The following is a 17,730-nucleotide window of genomic DNA, read 5'->3' on the forward strand; positions in this document are numbered from 1 at the left end:
GGGCGGGAGCCGAGGACGTGGGGCTCGCCGTCGTGTTGCCCGAGGGGTCCTTGGGCTTGTCCCGGTCCCCCTCCTTGGGCTTCTTCGACTTCGAGGCCGAGGGAGACGGCGACTCGTCCGGCGAGTCCCCGTCGGCGCCGGCCGATCCCCCCGCTCTGCCGCCGGCCCCCGGGGAACCGTCCGACGAGGCCGTCGGTGAGCCGGCGGGGGCGTCCTCCGCGGTGGCGGCGTTCGGCTCCGACGACGGAGCCTCCTTGCCGAGCTCCGCGAGACTCAGCCCACCAGCGGCGAGCAACAACCCCGTCCCGATCATCAGGACCCGTCGGCGACGGCGCCGGTGCAGCGCCGCGCGCCGGTCCCGCCGGCCGCCCCGCACGCCGCGTCCACGGTTCCGGGACCGGGCCCGACGTCCGTCGGCCTCGGGCCTGCCGTCGTCGTGCGCTTCGCCGCGGTCGTCCGCGGCCGCATCGTGCCACTCGGACAACGAGCCCGCGTGCTCCCGGCACGCTTCGGCCGATGTGCCGCACCCCGGGCAAGCCAGGGCGCCATTGAGGTGCCGTTGGCACGGGTGGCAGTAGTCCATGACGCCGGAAGATTAAGTTCCACACCGGTGACGTTCCCGGGTGAAGGTGTGAAAGTTGTGCATGAATCTCACGTTCCGGCGCACGGGGGCGAGGACAGCCCGGACCATTCCCCGCCAACCCCGCCGCCTCCGCCATCCCCGCCGACGCATCAAAACCGTTATGCGTTCGACCGCTCGACCCATTGACACCCCGACCGCGTCGTCCTTACTGTCGCGCCAGCATTTCGAACACGTGACGATATTTCGAACAGACCGAAAAGTACAGGGAGTAGCTAACGTGCGCATCACGGGAATCAGCACGCACGTGGTAGGGACGCCGTGGCGCAACCTGACCTACGTCCAGGTGCACACCGACGAGGGGCTCACCGGCGTCGGCGAGACCCGGATGCTGGGCCACACCGACGCGCTGCTCGGCTATCTGCACGAGGCAGAGGCCAACCACATTCTCGGGTCGGACCCGTTCGCTGTCGAGGATCTGGTCCGCCGCATGAAGTACGGCGACTACGGTCGGGCCGGCGAGATCGTGATGTCCGGCATCGCCGTGATCGAGATGGCCTGCTGGGACATCAAGGGCAAGGCCCTGGGCGTCCCCGTCTGGCAGCTTCTCGGCGGCAAGGTCACCGACAAGGTCAAGGCGTACGCCAACGGCTGGTACACGACGGAGCGGACGCCCGAGGCCTACCACAAGGCCGCGCGGGCGGTCATGGAGCGCGGGTACAAGGCGCTCAAGATCGACCCCTTCGGCACCGGGCACTTCGAGCTCGACCACGAGCAGAGCCTGTACGCCGTCTCCCTGATCGAGGCCGTCCGCGACGCCATCGGCCCCGACGCCGAGCTGATGCTCGAGATGCACGGCCGTTTCTCCCCCGCCACCGCCGTACGCCTCGCCAAGGACCTCGCCCCGTTCAAGCCGGCCTGGCTGGAGGAGCCGGTGCCGCCGGAGAACCTGAAGGCGCTGGAGAAGGTGGCCGCGAAGGTCGAGATGCCGGTCGCCACGGGTGAGCGCATCCACGACCGGATCGAGTTCCGGGAGCTCTTCGAGAGCCAGGCCGTCGACATCATCCAGCCGGACGTCGGTCACATCGGCGGTATCTGGGAGACGCGCAAGCTGGCCGCAACCGCCGAGGCCCACTACATGCTCGTCGCCCCGCACAACGTGGGCGGGCCCGTCCTGACCGCCGCCTCGCTCCAGGTCGGCTTCACCTCCCCGAACTTCAAGATACTCGAGCACTTCAACGACTTCGCCGACGCGGAGATCAAGAAGGTCATCAAGGGCGCCCCCCAGGTGAACCCCGAGGACGGCTGCTTCCACCTCTCCCACGAGCCCGGTCTCGGGGTCGAGCTGGACGTGGACGCGGCGGCCGAGTTCCCGCAGCAGCAGGCCCGGTTCGACCTGTGGGCCGAGGGCTGGGAGCAGCGCAAGCCCAAGGGCAGCAAGTGAGCATCCGTCGGTCCTACAGGTCCTACGGGGAGGGGGCGCAGTGAGTACCGCAGTCGTCATCGAAGCACCGGGCGAGCACCGGCTCGTCCCGCACGAGCCGAGGCAGCCGGAGGCCGGCGAGGCGCTGGTCCGTGTGCACGCCTCGGGGATCTGTGGCAGTGACCGCGAGGTCTTCCAGGGCAACCGGCCGGAGGGTTATGTCCGGTATCCGCTGACTCCGGGGCACGAGTGGTCCGGGACGGTCGAGGCGGTCGGGGCTGGTGTGCCTTCGACTCTTGTGGGTCGCAAGGTCGTCGGTGAGGGCTTCCGGAACTGCCAGGTCTGCGACCGGTGCCACGCGGGCGAGACCACGCTGTGCACGGCCGGGTACGAGGAGACCGGGTTCACCCAGCCCGGGGCGATGGCCACCACGCTGACGCTCCCCGCCCGCCTGCTGCACGTCCTGCCGGACGACTGCGATCTGACGGCCGCCGCTCTGCTGGAGCCGGCCGCCTGCATCGCGGCCGCGGCGCTCAAGGCGAACGCCCGGCCCGGCGAGCGGGTGGCGGTCGTGGGCACCGGAACGCTCGGGATGTTCGCCGTTCAGTTCCTGAAGGCGGGTTCGCCGGCCGAGCTGCTGGTCGTCGGCACGCGTCCGGACCGTGCGGCGATGTCGCGGGAGTTCGGTGCCACGGACTTCCGTACCAAGGACCAGGAGCTCCCGGACGACTTCGACGTCGTGATCGAGACGGCCGGGTCCGCGGACGCGGCGCGCACCGCCGCCGCCCTGCTGCGGCGCGGCGGGCGTCTGGTCCTCACGGGGATCCCGGCGCCGGGTGCCGACGGCCTCGACCCCACCGATCTCGTCGTACGGCAGCTGGAGGTGCACACCGTCTTCGGGGCACCGCCGGACGCCTGGGCGCACACGGTGCGGGTCTTCGGGGCGGGTCTGCTCGATCCGCTGCCGATGGTGACGCACGAGCTGCCGCTCGCCGAGTTCCCGCACGCCATCGAGCTGGTGGGATCCGGCGACCCGAAGGTCGGAAAGGTCCTGCTGCGGCCGTCCCTCCCCTGAGCCGTACGCCGGTACGGGGACCCTGACGCCTCGTACCGGCGTACACCCAACGCCACGTGCACCCTGAGCCACGAACTCCGTCCGAAATACCGAACATGAAGGACAGATTGTGACGACCGACGCTTCCGCCACGTCAGCCCGTCGACCCGGCGAGCAGGCGCTCGCCGCGCTCGGCCTGGGCGCGCCCGACCTGTCCCCCGCCGACGCCTCGCCGCACACCTTCCCCGGAGGCGGCCGCTGGCGCACCGAGGTCCCCTCCTGCGAGGGGCCCGAGGCGCTGGCCGTGATCCTCAAGGAGGCCTCGCGTCTCGACGTGCCGATCCACCGGATCAGCCAGGGCTCCGGCGTGTGGATGCTGACCGACGCCGAGATCACCGAGATGGTCGAGGCCACCGGCGAACGCGACATCGAGCTCTGCCTGTTCACGGGGCCGCGCGGCACGTGGGACATCGGCGGCTCCACCCGTACCGACTCGCGCGGGGCGGGCCTGCGCGCCCGTGGCCACGACGCCGTGGCCGGGTGCGTGGAGGACGCGATCCGCGCGACGGAGTTGGGCGTCAAGTGCCTGCTCGTCGCCGACGAGGGCGTGCTGTGGACGCTGCACCGGGCGCGCGTGGCCGGGATCATCCCCGCCGACACGACCTTGAAGGTGTCCGCGCTGATCGGTCCGGTCAACCCGGCCGCGTACGCCGTGTACGAGAACCTCGGCGCCGACTCGGTCAACGTGCCGAGCGACCTGACGCTCGATCACCTCACCGAGATCCGCCGGGTGTCGGGCGCCCCCATGGACATGTACATCGAGGCCCCCGACGATCTCGGCGGCTACGTGCGGATGTACGAGCTCGCCGAGCTGATCCGGCGCGGCGCACCGCTCTACCTGAAGTTCGGCCTGTCGAAGGCCCCCGGGATCTACCCGTACGGGCACCACATGCGCGACCTGACGCTGGCCACGGCCAAGGAGCGGGTGCGGCGCGGCCGGCTCGCCCTGGACCTGCTCGCGCGGCACGGAGCCGACGGGGACATGGCGCCGCTGGGGTCCCGGCTGCCGGGTGCGCTCAACCGGTTCGACACGCCCTCATAACGTTCCGAACACGCCCTCTTCACAAAAGACGACGCAGCCGCACAGAATCCGACACACTTCTTTCTCGGTCTTTACCCGCACCGCCCTTCGGAGCAACCGCGCATCGCAGACCGAGCCCGGTCACACACATCAAGGAAGATGATCATGCGCACTCGCAAAGCAGCGCTCGCCGCCATCGCCACGGCCGCCTCCCTCGCCCTCACCCTCTCCGCCTGTGGACAGGACAGCGAGGGCGGCAGCGATGACTCCGGGGGCAGCGCCAAGGGCGGCACCATCGGCATCGCGATGCCGACCAAGTCCTCCGAGCGCTGGATCGCGGACGGCAACAACGTCGTCAAGGACCTCCAGTCCAAGGGCTACAAGACCAAGCTGGTCTACGGCGAGGACGACCCGGACCAGCAGGTCTCGCAGATCGAGAACCTGATCACGCAGGGCGTGAAGGCCCTGATCGTCGCGGCGATCGACAACAAGTCGATGAACAACGTGCTCCAGCAGGCCGCCGACGCCAAGATCCCGGTGATCTCCTACGACCGCCTCATCCTCGGCACCAAGAACGTCGACTACTACGCGTCGTTCGACAACGAGAAGGTCGGCGAGCTCCAGGGCAGCTACATCGTCGAGAAGCTCGGCCTGAAGGACGGCTCCAAGAAGGGCCCGTTCAACCTCGAGCTCTTCGCCGGCTCCAACGACGACAACAACACGCGCTACTTCTTCCAGGGCGCGATGAACGTCCTGCAGCCGTACATCGACAAGAAGCAGCTCGTCGTCAAGTCCGGCCAGACGGAGCTGACCAAGGTCACCACGCTCCGCTGGGACGGCGCCACCGCGCAGCGCCGCATGGACGACATCCTCACCAAGTCGTACAAGAGCGGCAAGGTCGACGCCGTGCTCTCGCCGTACGACGGCATCTCCATCGGCATCATCTCGGCGCTGAAGTCGGACGGCTACGGCTCCGCGAGCAAGCCGCTGCCGGTCGTCACCGGCCAGGACGCCGAGGTCGCCTCGGTGAAGTCGATCATCGCGGACCAGCAGGCGATGACCGTCTACAAGGACACCCGTGAGCTCGCCAAGGTCGCCTCGACCATGGTCGACGACGCGCTGAACGGCAAGAAGCCCGAGGTCAACGACACCAAGACCTACGACAACGGCGCGAAGGTCGTCCCGGCCTACCTGCTCACGCCGGTCGCCGTCGACAAGACCAACTACCAGAAGACCGTCGTCGACTCCGGCTACATCAAGGCGAGCGACCTGAAGTAACAGCCCGCCACCGACCGACGATTCACTCTGATTGGAAGGCAAGACCATGGCGGGACCCGTCCTGGAAATGCGCTCGATCGTCAAGACCTTTCCCGGCGTCAAAGCGCTGTCGGACGTCACCCTGACCGTCCAGCGGGGCGAGGTCCACGCCATATGCGGTGAGAACGGCGCCGGCAAGTCGACCCTCATGAAGGTCCTCTCCGGCGTCCACCCCCACGGCACCTACGAGGGGGAGATCCTCTTCGACGGAGAGGTCTGCAGCTTCAAGGACATCAGGGCCAGCGAAGAACACGGCATCGTGATCATCCACCAGGAGCTGGCCCTGGTGCCCTTCCTCTCCCTCGCGGAGAACATCTTCCTCGGCAACGAGCACGCCAAGGGCGGGCTCATCGACTGGCGCGAGACCCTCAAGCACGCCAGTGAACTGCTGCGCAGGGTCGGCCTGAGCGACCACCCGGAGACCCGCGTCGCCGACATCGGCGTGGGCAAGCAGCAGCTCGTGGAGATCGCGAAGGCCCTGTCGAAGAAGGTGAAGCTGCTCATCCTGGATGAGCCGACCGCCGCGCTGAACGACGAGGACAGCGGCAAGCTCCTGGACCTCATCCTGGAGCTGAAGAAGCAGGGCATCACCTCGATCATCATCTCCCACAAGCTCAACGAGATCCGCAAGGTCGCCGACTCGGTGACGATCATCCGCGACGGGCGGTCCATCGAGACCCTCGACGTGAAGTCGGCCGAGACCACGGAGGACCGGATCATCAGCGGCATGGTCGGCCGCGACCTGGACCACCGCTTCCCCGAGCGCACTCCCCACGAGGCGGAGGCGAAGGCGGCGCCGGCCCTGGAGATCCGCAACTGGACCGTGCACCACCCGATCGACCAGACGCGCAAGGTCGTCGACGACGTGTCGCTCAGCGTGCGGCGCGGGGAGATCGTCGGTATCGCGGGCCTCATGGGCGCCGGCCGCACCGAGCTCGCGATGAGCGTCTTCGGGCGGGCGTACGGCCGGTACGCGGGCGGCACGGTCCTCAAGGACGGCAAGGAGATCCGGACGAGGCACGTGGCCGAGGCGGTGGAGCACGGAATCGCCTACGTCACCGAGGACCGCAAGCACTACGGCCTCAACCTCATCGACAACATCAACCGGAACATCTCGCTGACCGCCCTGGACAAGGTCGCGAGGCGCGGTGTGGTCGACGAGCACGAGGAGCGGAAGGTCTCCGAGCGCTTCCGCAAGTCCATGAACATCAAGACGCCGACCGTCTTCGAGACGGTCGGCAGGCTCTCCGGCGGCAACCAGCAGAAGGTTGTCCTCAGCAAGTGGATCTTCGCGGGTCCCGAGGTGCTGATCCTGGACGAGCCCACCCGCGGCATCGACGTGGGCGCCAAGTACGAGATCTACACGGTCATCGACCAACTGGCCGCCGAGGGCAAGGCGGTCGTCTTCATCTCCTCCGAACTGCCCGAGCTGCTCGGCATGTGCGACCGCATCTACACCATGGCCGCCGGGCGGCTGACCGGTGAGTTCTCGCGGGCCGAGGCCACGCAGGAATCGCTGATGCGCCAGATGACGAAGGACAAAGAGGTAACCCGATGAGCACGGATGTGACCGCCAAGACCCCGGCCCCGGCGCCGCCGGGCAAGACCGGAGGGGCCACGGGCGGGGGCCTGCTGCAGCTGGTGCTGGACGGCCTGCGCCGCAACATGCGCCAGTACGGCATGCTGCTCGCCCTCGGCCTGATCGTCGCCTTCTTCGCGGTCGTGACCGACGGAGACCTGCTGCTGCCGCGCAACGTCTCCAACCTGATCCTGCAGAACAGCTACGTCCTGATCCTCGCGATCGGCATGATGCTGGTGATCATCGCGGGTCACATCGACCTGTCGGTCGGGTCACTGACGGCGTTCGTGGGCGCGTTCGCGGCCGTGCTGACGGTGCAGCACCACATGGCGTGGCCACTCGCCCTGGTGCTGTGCCTGCTGGTGGGCGCGGCGGCCGGCGCGGCGCAGGGGTTCTTCATCGCGTATCTCGGCATACCCTCGTTCATCGTCACCCTCGCCGGAATGCTGGTGTTCCGCGGCGCGACGGAGATCCTGCTGGAGGGGCAGACCCTCGGCCCCTTCCCGGACGGTCTGCAGAAGATCGGCAACGGCTTCCTGCCGGAGACCGGCCCGGACACGAACTACCACAACATCACGCTGCTGCTGGGCCTCGTCCTGATCGTCTTCGTGGTGCTCCAGGAGTTCCGGGACCGCAAGCGCCAGCAGGAGTTCTCGCTGGACGTGGTGCCGCTGAACCTCTTCCTGCTCAAGATCGTCGCGATCGTCGCCTCGGTACTCGTCGTCACGATGCTGCTCGCCAGCTACAAGGGTGCGCCGATCGTGCTGCTGATCCTGGGCGCGCTGGTGGTCGGCTACGGCTACATCATGCGCAACGCGGTGTTCGGCCGCCACATCTACGCGATCGGCGGCAACCTGCCGGCGGCCAAACTGTCGGGTGTGAAGGACAAGAAGGTCACCTTCCTGGTCTTCCTGAACATGGGCGCGCTCGCGGCCCTGGCGGGTCTGGCGATCGCCGCCCGTCTGAACGCGGCCTCGCCGAAGGCGGGCCTGAACTACGAACTCGAGGCGATCGCCTCGGCGTTCATCGGTGGCGCGTCCATGAGCGGCGGTGTCGGTACCGTCCTCGGCGCGATCATCGGTGGTCTCGTCCTCGGTGTACTCAACAACGGCATGAACCTCCTCAGCGTCGGCACCGACTGGCAGCAGGTCATCAAGGGCCTGGCCCTGTTGGCGGCGGTCGGATTCGACGTGTGGAACAAGCGCAAGTCCGGTTCGTGAGCGAGAAGGGCCCCGCCCCAACGGCGGGGCCCTCCACCCTCTCCGTCTCCATCGCGGAAGCCGCACATCAGGCCAAGGGAGGCAGTCAGAAGCCCGTGAAGAAGCTCTTCGGAAAGCTCGCCGACGGAACCAGGATCCACAGCTGGTCGCTGGCGAACGGCGGCACGCGCATGACGGTCCTGTCGTACGGCGGGATCGTGCAGTCCCTGGAGATCCCGGACGACAAGGGCCGGTACGCGAACGTCTCCCTGGGTTTCGACAACATCGAGGACTACGTCGCCCAGAGCCCCTACTTCGGCGCCCTGATCGGCCGGTACGGCAACCGCATCGGCAAGGGCAAGTACACCCTCGACGGCAGGAGCCACCAGCTCTCCGTCAACGACGGCGCGAACAGCCTGCACGGCGGAGACAAGGGCTTCGACAAGCGTGTGTGGGACATCGAGCCGTTCACCAAGGGATCCGACGTCGGCCTCCACCTGTCCTGCACGAGCGTCGACGGCGAGATGGGACACCCCGGCACGCTCGACGTGAACGTCACGTACACCCTCACCGAGCAGGGCGACTGGCGCATCGACTACGAGGCCACCACCGACAAGGCCACGGTCGTCAACCTCACCAGCCACGTCTACTGGAACCTCGAGGGCGAGGGCAGCGGCTCGGCCCACGACCACGAGCTGGAGATCGCCGCCTCCCACTACCTCCCCGTCGACTCCGGCTTGATCCCCACGGGTGAGCCGGAATCAGTCGTGGGGTCCCCCTTCGACTTCCGGCGGGCCAAGAGGATCGGTGAGGACATCCGCGAGGCGCACCCGCAGTTGCTCTACGCCAAGGGCATGGACCACAACTGGGTGCTCGACAAGGGGACCACGACCGAACCCGAGCACATCGCGACGCTCCGCGCCCCCTCCTCCGGCCGTACGCTCAAGATGGCGACCACCGAGCCTGGCCTGCAGTTCTACTCGGGGAACTTCCTCGACGGCACGCTCGTCGGTACGGGTGGCAAGATCTACCGTCAGGGTGACGCCCTGTGCCTGGAGACGCAGCACTTCCCGGACTCGCCGAACAAGCCGTCGTTCCCGTCGACGACACTGCGCCCGGGACAGACGTACCGCTCGACGACGATCCACTCGTTCAGCTGACCCACCTTCACAGGTGGCACACAAGTTCTTACCGATTTCTCAGCGGTTGAACAGCGCCACCCCAGCCTCCGTATGTAAGGGCGGCCCGTGCTCCCCCGCGCGGGCCACCCAGAACTGTCGGGCCCGGTCGTCCCCAACGGGCCCGCCCCCTACGGAGGTTTCATGGCCGGGAACGTCGCCTCACTCTTCCGCAGCACGGCAGCGCACAGCCCGTCGATGGCTGCGCTGACGCGCGAGGGCGGTGAAGGCGTCGGACCGATCGACTTCTGCATCCCGTGCAACCCGTACTTCCCCACCCCGGCCATGTTCGACGATCTGGCGGGCCGGCTGCGCGAGATCATCACGTACTACCCGAGCAGCGCCGACACCATCACGGCCGAGCTCTGCAACCTCCTCCAGCTCCCGCCGCAGTGCGTGGCGATGGGCAACGGCTCGACCGAGCTCATCACCTGGATCGACCACCTGCTGGTCCGCGAGTCCCTCGCCATCCCCGTCCCCACCTTCGGCCGCTGGACCGACCAGCCCCAGGAGACCGGCAAGCGGGTCGACATGTTCCCGCTCCAGGAGTCGAACGGCTTCGCCCTGGACCTCGCGCAGTACGCCGAGTTCATCCGGCAGCGCGGCACGAAGGTCGCCGTCATCTGCAACCCGAACAACCCCGACGGCGGCTTCCTCCACCGGCACGCGCTCGTGCAGTTCATGGACGCGATGGCGGACCTGGACCTGATCGTCATCGACGAGTCGTTCCTGGAGTTCGCCGACGCCGAGTCCGAGCCGAGCACCGTCGAGGACGCCGTGATGCGGCCCAACGTCGTCGTGCTGCGCAGCCTCGGCAAGAACTTCGGTCTGCACGGCATCCGCTTCGGCTACATGGTCGCCAACCCGGCCCTCGCCGGGAAGGTCCGCTCGATGCTGCCGAAGTGGAACCTCAACTCCTTCGCGGAGACGGTCGTCTTCATGCTCAAGAACCACGGCGCCGAGTACATGGAGAGCCTCCACCAGGTGCGCCGGGACCGCCTGGAGATGGCCCGTCTCCTGTCCAACCTGCCCGGTCTGACGGTCTACCCGTCGCAGGGCAACTTCCTCTTCGTGCGCCTTCCCGTCGGCGCCGAGGGCACTGTGGTCCGGGACCGGTTGCTCTCCGAGCACCGGATCCTGGTCCGCGAGTGCGGCAACAAGATCGGCTCATCCAGTCGCTTCCTGCGGCTCGTGGTCCGGCCCGAGGTCGACGTGCGTCGCCTGGTGTCCGGCCTGGAGTCGGTGCTGTACGGGTCCAGGAGGGGAGCCGCCGTACCTGAGCTGAGCACCGGGACCAGCTACAGCTCGGGTACGGCGGCCGTGGACCGACTGATGAGTGAGACCAACGGCTCGGGTATGCAGGGCGTGGCGGCCCAGGCGATGGGCATGCCGGCGCCCGCCCCGGCCCCGATGCCCGCGCCGGCTCCCGCGCCCGCGCCTGCCCCCATGCCGGCGCCGGCTGCCGCGTCGATGCCTCAGATGCCGTCGATGCCGTCCATGCCTTCGATGCCTTCCATGCCGTCGGTTCCTTCGATGCCGAACGTGGCCTCCATGCCCGGCATGACCCCCGCGCCGGCCGCCGGCCTCCAGCCGGTCGCCCAGACGGGCATGCCCGGCATGGCCGCCGCCGCCAATCGCCGCGCGATGGGCGCGGCGCAGGGGCTCACGGCGGCCCAGGTCCGGGGCCGCACGGCCCCGGAGGGCCAGCCGGAGCCGCTGGGGTGGCCTGCGGCCGGGGCGATCTAGGTAGCAGGTCGGCTGCGGGCGCGTTTTTCAGGGGCGCGGGGAACCGCGCGACAAGCCACAACACGCCCGCAGCCGTCACACAGCCCGCAACACCCATTGCCGACACGCATCGCTCAGCCGGGTCAGTAGGCGACGGGCCAGCCGCTGCTCCAGTTCAGCAGGTTGATGCCGAGCTTGGGCGTGCCGTTGTCGTTGCCGTCGTAGTAGTGGTAGACGATCAGGTCGCCGTCGGCGTCCCCCAGGATCGACTGGCCGCCGGGGCCGATGACGCTGCCGTGCGACTCCAGCACGGGCGTGCCGCCGTTGTTGGTCATCGCGACGCCGTTCTTGTCGCGGTACGGCCCGGTGACGCTGGTGGCGCGGCCGACCTTGACCTTGTAGGTGGAGCTGGTGCCGGCGCAGCAGGTGTCGTACGAGGCGAAGAGGTAGTAGTAGCCGTTTCGCTTGACGACGAAGGGGGCCTCGACGGCCTTGGTGCCGGTGGGGCGGGACGCGAGCGAGTAGCGCGTGGTGTTGGACGAGAGCTGCTTGCCGGTCGACGGGTTGATCTGGATCATCTTGATCCCGGACCACCAACTGCCGAAGGACAGCCACCACTTGCCGTCGTCGTCGACGAAGAGGTTGGGGTCGATGGCGTTGTAGTCGGTGGAGGAGCTGGACGTGTAGACGGTGCCGTAGTCGGTCCAGCTGCCCGGCTGTCCGGTGGTCGAACCGGCCAGCCCGATGGCCGAGTTCTGCGAGCCGAAGGACGAGACCGAGTAGTACATCAGGTACTTGCCGCCGTGGTACGAGATGTCCGGCGCCCACGCCTCCGGCACGGAGGAGTAGGTGGACCACCAGCCCGGCTCCGTGCGGAACGCGTCCGCGCCTGCGCTGAAGGCGATGCGGTCGGTGGACGTCTTGTTGGCGAGGCCGCCGCCGGTGGCGTACAGCAGGTACTGGCCGGACGGGGTGCGGATCATCGACGGGTCGTGGACGACCGTCGAGCCGGTGACGCGACCGGGGTTCGGGTACGCGTTGGCCGTACCGGGGACGAGGGCGAGCAGGACGGCCGCGGGGACGGCGAGGAGAGCGGTTCTTCGGGAGGTGCGGCTCATACGGAACCTCCTGGGAGTGGGGGGAGATTGCCCAGCACGACCGTCCGGAATGCCGAACATCGGCCGTTCTGTCGGACAGCCGTGTGCCCGAAACGTAGAATCGAAGCGCTTGCGCGTCAACGGTTCCCACACGGGCAACTCGCGTCATCCCCATGTGATTTGAGACCACTCACGCCACCGTTGCCTCCCTCGTCCCACTCGCGTCTCAGCGGGCTGCGAAACGCCCAGCTCAGGCGGCGGATGCCGTCCCGGTCATCCCACTGGGACCCGTTTCCTTGTCGGTGGCCGGTGTGCCCTGCCAGCGTCGGTCCGGCATCAACAGCACCTCCGCGACAGCGGGACCACAGCCGAAAAGGGGAATTGAATGCGACCGAGCGTTGTGACAAGGTCACTCGTCAGTGTCACGGCCGTCGTCGGGATCGCCGCCGCGAGCCTGGCGGGTGCGAGCGCGAGCTTCGCGGCGTCCGCGCCGGCCTCGAAGCCGGCGGTGAGCACCAGGGCCGTCGCCCCGCTCGCGACGGTCAACCTCGGCCTGAGCACCGCGCAAGCCAAGAACGTCCAGTGCTGGCTGGTTGTGCACTGGGACTACAACGACGCGCTCGACGGTCAGCTGGGCACCAACAGCTGGAAGGCGATGCAGCGCTTCCTCAAGGCGTACTACGGCTACACCGGCCAGATCGACGGAGTCGTCGGCAGCGGCACGGTTTCGGCGCTGCAGCGCTATCTGAAGTCCAGCCATGGCTACGAGGGCGGCATCGACGGGCAGGCCGGAACGCAGACCCAGGCAGCGTTCAAGCGGTTCGCCGCTTGGGCCGGCGGCTTCTGCAACTGAACCCCCGTGGCTGACCGGGCCCCGCCGGGGGACGGGGCCCGGTCACGCCGGGGTCAGCGCGGCGTCGAGGAGGCCGCTGCCGTGGGAGCAGCCGACTTCAGGGCCCGGCTGCAGTGGGGCCAGTCGTGAAAGTCGCGTTCCCGGTTCCACAGGCGTTTGGCGGCCTGGATGTTCCATTCGGGGTCCAGTGCCTTGAGTGGCGTGCCCTTCAGTTCCCGCAGCCGTGTGTCGGAGATCTGGAACAGGCCCCAGTTCCTGCTGCCGTTGGTGTTCGGCAGGATGTGCAGCGGGTCCAGGAATGACTGGCAGTCGGCTATGGCGACGGCGTCGTCCGGTGCCTCGGTGAACACCTCGCGGATACGTTCGCGGACCTTCTCCGGCGACCAGGTGTCCAGGCGCACCTTCGACTCGTAGAGGGCCTTCTTCGTGGGATCCGCGACGACCCCGTTCGGGGAGATGCCCGCGAGCACCTGGAACGCCGTCACCCGGCGCAGGGTCTCCGGACCGAAGGAGCCGTCGACACCGATGGTCGCGCCGCGCCGCCGGAGCAGCAGCTGCGCCTCCCGTACGCACTCGTCGTGCTGGCCCATACTCACCACGGGCCGGCAGCCCGCCGAGAACAGCAGCCGCCGGTCGACCGCCTCGGCACTCCCCGCGGGCGAGGAGCCGAGGGACGCCCGCCACGTCACGACGGCCAGCACGAGGACGGCGGCCACGGCGGTGACGACGGTGAGCCGGCGCCCCCCTACGAACCTCCTTCTCTCCCCCGGGGTCTGATGCTCCGACGGCGGCTGCGGCGCCAGCTCCCGGGGCGCTTCCGCTGTCTCCGGGGTCTCCGCTGTCCCCGGGCTCTCCGGGCTCTCCGGGCTCTCGGGGCTCTCCGGACTCTCTGGACTCTCCGGATGCCGGGCGGCGGACACCGGTGCCTCGGGGGCCCCGGCCGCGAGCTCCTGCCCTTCCTCCGGAGAGGCGCGAGGACCCCGCTCGGCGTCCGCCAGGGCCCAGAGGCGGTGCAGTTCGCGCAACTCCGCGGGGGTGGCCCCGCAGACCGTGGCGATGCGGTGGGCCACGCCGTAGTCCGGCGGAACGGAAGTGCCCACGCAGTAACGATGAAGGCTGGAGCGGCTGATACCGGTCTTCTGGGCGAGTGTCTCGTAGCTGTGCCCGGCTCTCTCCCTCAGCATCCGCAGCCATGAGGCGAACCGTTCGACGTCGCCGTACTGGGCCATTGTGCCCCCCTGTTTTCCGCGAGCCCCGGCGGTCGTCCCCCCGACATCCCAGCAACTCGATGTGGTTCCCCCGGGACGCGGTCGGTGTCCCGGTGTGTCCATGCGCCACAGCATCTTGGCAGGCTCATTACACATCAGGGTTGAACTTTCACATACCCGGGATCAGTGCGGGGATTTCGCGGGCAGTTCCACAGTGATGCGGATCCCTCCGGCGGAGCGCGGGGTGAGGGTGAGTGATCCGTCGTGGGCCTGGGTGATGGTCTTGACGATCGCCAGGCCGAGGCCGACGCCCGCGTGGTCGGTGTGCAGGCGTTCGGTGCCGCGCTGGAATGGTTCGGTGAGTGTCGAGGCCAGCCGTGGGGTGAGCTGCTCGCCGGTGTTCTCGACAGTGAGCACCGCCGTCTTGGGGCGGACGCCGGTATTGACCCACACGGTGCCCTGTTCAGGCAGGTTGTGGACGATCGCGTTGTGCACGAGGTTCATGGTCAGCTGCAGCAGAAGCGCCGGCGATCCGACCGCGGGGGTGATGTCGCCGCAGGTCTCGATGGTGACGCCGTGCTTTTCCGCGAGGGGGAGGAGTGTTTCGGTGGCTTCTTCCGCCACGAGGGACAGGTCGACGCGTTCTCGGGTGAAGGACCGCTGCTCAGCGCGGCTGACCAGGAGCAATGCCTCGGTCAGGTCGATCGCTCGGGTGTTGACGGCGTGGAGGCGGTCGATGAGTTCGCCGACGTCGCGGTTCGGATCGGTGCGGGCCACGTCGAGAAGTGCCTTCGAGATCGCCAGCGGGGTGCGCAACTCGTGAGAGGCGTTGGCTGCGAATCTCTGCTGCTCGGCGACGTGTGCTTCGAGCCCTGAGAGCATCTTGTCGAAGGCGTCGGCGAGTTCGCGGAACTCGTCCTTGCGGCCCGGTAGCCGGATCCGGTGGGAGAGCGATCCGGTCGAGGCCAGGCGGGTGGCGTCAGTGATGCGGGTCAGCGGGGCGAGCATCCGGCCGGCGAGGATCCACCCTCCCACGAGTCCGAACACCAGCAGGAACGCCAACACCGCGACCGCCCTCGGAGCGAAAACGTCCAGGAGGCCGGACCGGACAGGAAAAACACCGTTCGTGGAGTCGTCGTCGTGGTTGATGAGCGTCGCACGCTCGGGGACGTAACGCAGGAGGAACACCCACACCGCCGCGAGCAGCAAGGCGCCTGCGGTCATGAGGAATCCGGCGTAGCTGAGGGTGAGTTTGAGGCGAACGCTCAACCCGGGTTCCCTATCCACGGTCTCCTCCCTGGTGTCCGGCCTTCGGCTGCGCGTCGATGCGGTAGCCGACGCCTGGCACAGTGGCGATGATCCAGGGTTCGCCGAGACGCTTGCGCAGTGCCGAGACGGTGATGCGTACGGCGTTGGTGAACGGGTCGGCGTTCTCGTCCCACGCCCGCTCCAGCAGTTCTTCGGCGCTGACGACACCGCCTTCGGCAGCGACGAGGACTTCGAGCACGGCGAACTGCTTCCGGGTCAGCGCGACGTAGCGGCCGTCCCGGTACACCTCTCTGCGGAACGGGTCCAGCCGCAGACCCGCGATCTCCCGTACGGGTGGCCTGTGGTGGGCACGTCTGCGGTCGAGTGCTCTGAGCCTGAGCGCGAGTTCCTGGAGTTCGAAGGGTTTCGTGAGGTAGTCGTCGGCGCCGAGTTCGAACCCGGATGCCTTGTCGTCGAGACGGTCGGCCGCGGTGAGCATGAGGATGGGCATACCGCTGCCGGAGGCGACGACGCGTTTGGCGATCTCGTCACCGGACGGCCCGGGAATGTCGCGGTCGAGGACGGCGATGTCGTAGGTGTTGATGCCCAGCAGTTCCAGAGCGGTGTCACCGTCACCTGCGATGTCGGCCGCGATCGCTTCCAGGCGTAGGCCGTCGCGGATGGCTTCTGCCAGATAGGGCTCGTCCTCGACAATCAACACACGCATGTTCTTGAGGCTACGAGTCGGCGCATATCGTCGGCATATCGAAAACCACATACATGCCGGCAACACCGCGCTGCCTTGACTGGCGGTATGACCCGAACCCGAACCCCACGATCAGCACGCGGTGACGCCGGCGATGCGCCTGCGCAGGTGGACACGGCGGAGACCGGACAGGGCGGCGCGGGCCGCCGGGACACCGGCTCGAGTGCCCCGGCGGCGGATATCGGGCGGGACACCGGCGCCGGGACCTGGCGCGCGGGCGTCCGCCGGGTGATCCGCGTCTGCTCCCGGCCGGGGCCCTGGAAGCGCGGCCCGGTGCTCGCGGCCCTGGCGCTGCTGCTCGGCCTGTTCATGCTGCTGCACGCGAAGATCCCGAACCGGGTCGGGGGCCTCGGCAGCCTGGTGGAGACCTTCCTTCCGTGGTTCGGTCTGTGCATCCCCGTGCTGCTGGCCGGGGCACTGTGGCGCCGCTCCGCCTCCGCGGTGGCCGCGCTGCTGCTGCCGGTCATGGTGTGGCTGAGCCTCTTCGGCGGGCTCCTGGGCGACAAGTCCCACCCGGGCGGTGACCTCACCGTGGTCAGCCACAACGTCGGCGCCGAGAACCCCGACCCGGTAGGCACCGCGCGCGACCTGGCCGCCTCCGGTGCGGACGTGCTGGCGCTGGAGGAGCTGACCCCTCAGGCCCGGGGCACGTACGAGAAGGAGCTGGCGAAGGCGTACCCGCACCACACGGTGCAGGGCACGGTCGGGCTGTGGAGCAAGCTGCCGCTGTCCGACACCCGGCCGGTCGACATCAAGATGGACGCGGGGCCGCTGGCGGCCACCAAGCCGGCCGACGTGAAGATGGCCTACAACCGGGCGCTGCGCACCACGGTGGCCACGGACCACGGGCCCCTCGCCGTGTACGTGGCCCATCTGGGGTCGGTACGGGTGAACCCCCGGGCGGGCTTCTGGACGGCCGGTCGGGACAGAAACGCGCAGGCGCTCGGCGAGGCCGTCGCCGCCGAGAAGAACGATCGGGTGGTGCTGCTCGGCGACCTGAACGGCACCATGGACGACCGCGCCTTCGCCGGCATCACCTCGCAGCTGCACTCGGTCCAGGACGCGGCCGGGGACGGCTTCGGCTTCAGCTGGCCGGCGAAGTTCCCGGTGGCGCGGATCGACCAGATCCTGGTGCGCGGCGTGGCGCCGGAGGGCTCGTGGGTGCTGCCGGCCACCGGCAGCGACCACCTGCCGGTGGCGGCCGGAATCAGCTGGTGAGCGTCGCGCAAAGCCTCCCGGTACCCCACGGTGAGGCCCGGCCGGTAAGCGGCTTGACGATCCGTCACTTTGCCGAACACACAGCTCATCGACAGGTCACCTCCCTATATTGCCGTGCTCATGACAGACAAGCAGGCAACTCCCCCCATCGGGCGCCGCACCGTACTGATCGCCTCGGGCGCCACGGCCGCCACCCTCGCCGTG

General features: G+C 68.6%; 15 protein-coding genes. 10 read left to right on the top strand and 5 right to left on the bottom strand.

What is annotated here, in order from left to right:
- Positions 1-583 (bottom strand): SCO2400 family protein (locus FNH08_RS22700; RefSeq protein ID WP_456114953.1); only part of this gene is annotated, 583 nt, incomplete at its 3' end.
- A 277-nt stretch (positions 584-860) separates the two neighbouring features.
- Between FNH08_RS22700 and FNH08_RS22710 the strand changes: the two genes are divergently transcribed.
- The 8 genes from FNH08_RS22710 (at position 861) to FNH08_RS22745 (ending at position 11,157) form a co-directional block, all read left to right on the top strand.
- Positions 861-2,024, top strand: coding sequence for a mandelate racemase/muconate lactonizing enzyme family protein (locus FNH08_RS22710; protein WP_322725137.1), 1,164 nt, complete (start codon positions 861-863; stop codon positions 2,022-2,024).
- A 40-nt stretch (positions 2,025-2,064) separates the two neighbouring features.
- Positions 2,065-3,078: a zinc-dependent alcohol dehydrogenase gene (locus tag FNH08_RS22715; protein ID WP_322725138.1), complete on the top strand. Its 1,014-nt coding sequence runs from the start codon at positions 2,065-2,067 to the stop codon at positions 3,076-3,078.
- Positions 3,079-3,187: 109 nt separating this feature from the next.
- Complete coding sequence (locus FNH08_RS22720; RefSeq protein ID WP_322725139.1) at positions 3,188-4,159, top strand: hypothetical protein; 972 nt, start codon at positions 3,188-3,190, stop codon at positions 4,157-4,159.
- A 144-nt stretch (positions 4,160-4,303) separates the two neighbouring features.
- The gene (chvE, locus tag FNH08_RS22725; protein ID WP_152773338.1) at positions 4,304-5,416 is read left to right on the top strand and encodes a multiple monosaccharide ABC transporter substrate-binding protein; all 1,113 of its coding nucleotides are present in this window, start codon (positions 4,304-4,306) and stop codon (positions 5,414-5,416) included.
- A 46-nt stretch (positions 5,417-5,462) separates the two neighbouring features.
- Complete coding sequence (gene mmsA / locus FNH08_RS22730) at positions 5,463-7,013, top strand: multiple monosaccharide ABC transporter ATP-binding protein (protein WP_152773339.1); 1,551 nt, start codon at positions 5,463-5,465, stop codon at positions 7,011-7,013.
- Positions 7,010-8,254 carry a multiple monosaccharide ABC transporter permease gene (mmsB, locus tag FNH08_RS22735; RefSeq protein WP_152773340.1) on the top strand — a complete coding sequence of 415 codons (1,245 nt, stop codon included), beginning with the start codon at positions 7,010-7,012 and terminating at the stop codon, positions 8,252-8,254. The genes mmsA and mmsB overlap by 4 nt, the downstream gene beginning before the upstream one ends.
- Before the next feature lie 50 nt (positions 8,255-8,304).
- Positions 8,305-9,393, top strand: coding sequence for an aldose epimerase family protein (locus FNH08_RS22740; RefSeq protein WP_322725144.1), 1,089 nt, complete (start codon positions 8,305-8,307; stop codon positions 9,391-9,393).
- 162 nt (positions 9,394-9,555) lie between these two features.
- Complete coding sequence (locus FNH08_RS22745) at positions 9,556-11,157, top strand: pyridoxal phosphate-dependent aminotransferase (protein WP_152773341.1); 1,602 nt, start codon at positions 9,556-9,558, stop codon at positions 11,155-11,157.
- A 122-nt stretch (positions 11,158-11,279) separates the two neighbouring features.
- On the opposite strand, the gene FNH08_RS22750 is transcribed toward FNH08_RS22745, so the two are convergent.
- A complete protein-coding gene (locus tag FNH08_RS22750) occupies positions 11,280-12,254 on the bottom strand; it encodes an arabinan endo-1,5-alpha-L-arabinosidase (RefSeq protein ID WP_152773342.1) in 975 nt (324 codons plus the stop codon).
- Positions 12,255-12,618: 364 nt separating this feature from the next.
- On the opposite strand from FNH08_RS22750, the gene FNH08_RS22755 reads away from it, so the two are divergent.
- Positions 12,619-13,086 (top strand): peptidoglycan-binding domain-containing protein, encoded by a 468-nt coding sequence (locus FNH08_RS22755; RefSeq protein WP_152773343.1) that lies wholly within the window; start codon positions 12,619-12,621, stop codon positions 13,084-13,086.
- A 53-nt stretch (positions 13,087-13,139) separates the two neighbouring features.
- Here the strand turns inward: FNH08_RS22755 and FNH08_RS22760 are convergent, their stop codons facing one another.
- The 3 genes from FNH08_RS22760 to FNH08_RS22770 form a co-directional block, all read right to left on the bottom strand.
- Positions 13,140-14,315: a helix-turn-helix domain-containing protein gene (locus FNH08_RS22760; protein ID WP_152773344.1), complete on the bottom strand. Its 1,176-nt coding sequence runs from the start codon at positions 14,313-14,315 to the stop codon at positions 13,140-13,142.
- A gap of 162 nt (positions 14,316-14,477) precedes the next feature.
- Entirely contained in the window at positions 14,478-15,581 is a 1,104-nt protein-coding gene (locus FNH08_RS22765) for a sensor histidine kinase (RefSeq protein ID WP_322725142.1), read from the bottom strand.
- Positions 15,574-16,269 carry a response regulator transcription factor gene (locus FNH08_RS22770; RefSeq protein ID WP_152773346.1) on the bottom strand — a complete coding sequence of 232 codons (696 nt, stop codon included), beginning with the start codon at positions 16,267-16,269 and terminating at the stop codon, positions 15,574-15,576. Before FNH08_RS22770 ends, FNH08_RS22765 begins: the two co-directional genes overlap by 8 nt.
- Before the next feature lie 87 nt (positions 16,270-16,356).
- On the opposite strand from FNH08_RS22770, the gene FNH08_RS22775 reads away from it, so the two are divergent.
- Positions 16,357-17,526 (top strand): endonuclease/exonuclease/phosphatase family protein, encoded by a 1,170-nt coding sequence (locus FNH08_RS22775; RefSeq protein WP_152773347.1) that lies wholly within the window; start codon positions 16,357-16,359, stop codon positions 17,524-17,526.
- The last annotated feature ends 204 nt before the right edge of the window (positions 17,527-17,730 follow it).

Source organism: Streptomyces spongiae (assembly GCF_009377185.1).
GTDB lineage: Bacteria > Actinomycetota > Actinomycetes > Streptomycetales > Streptomycetaceae > Streptomyces > Streptomyces spongiae.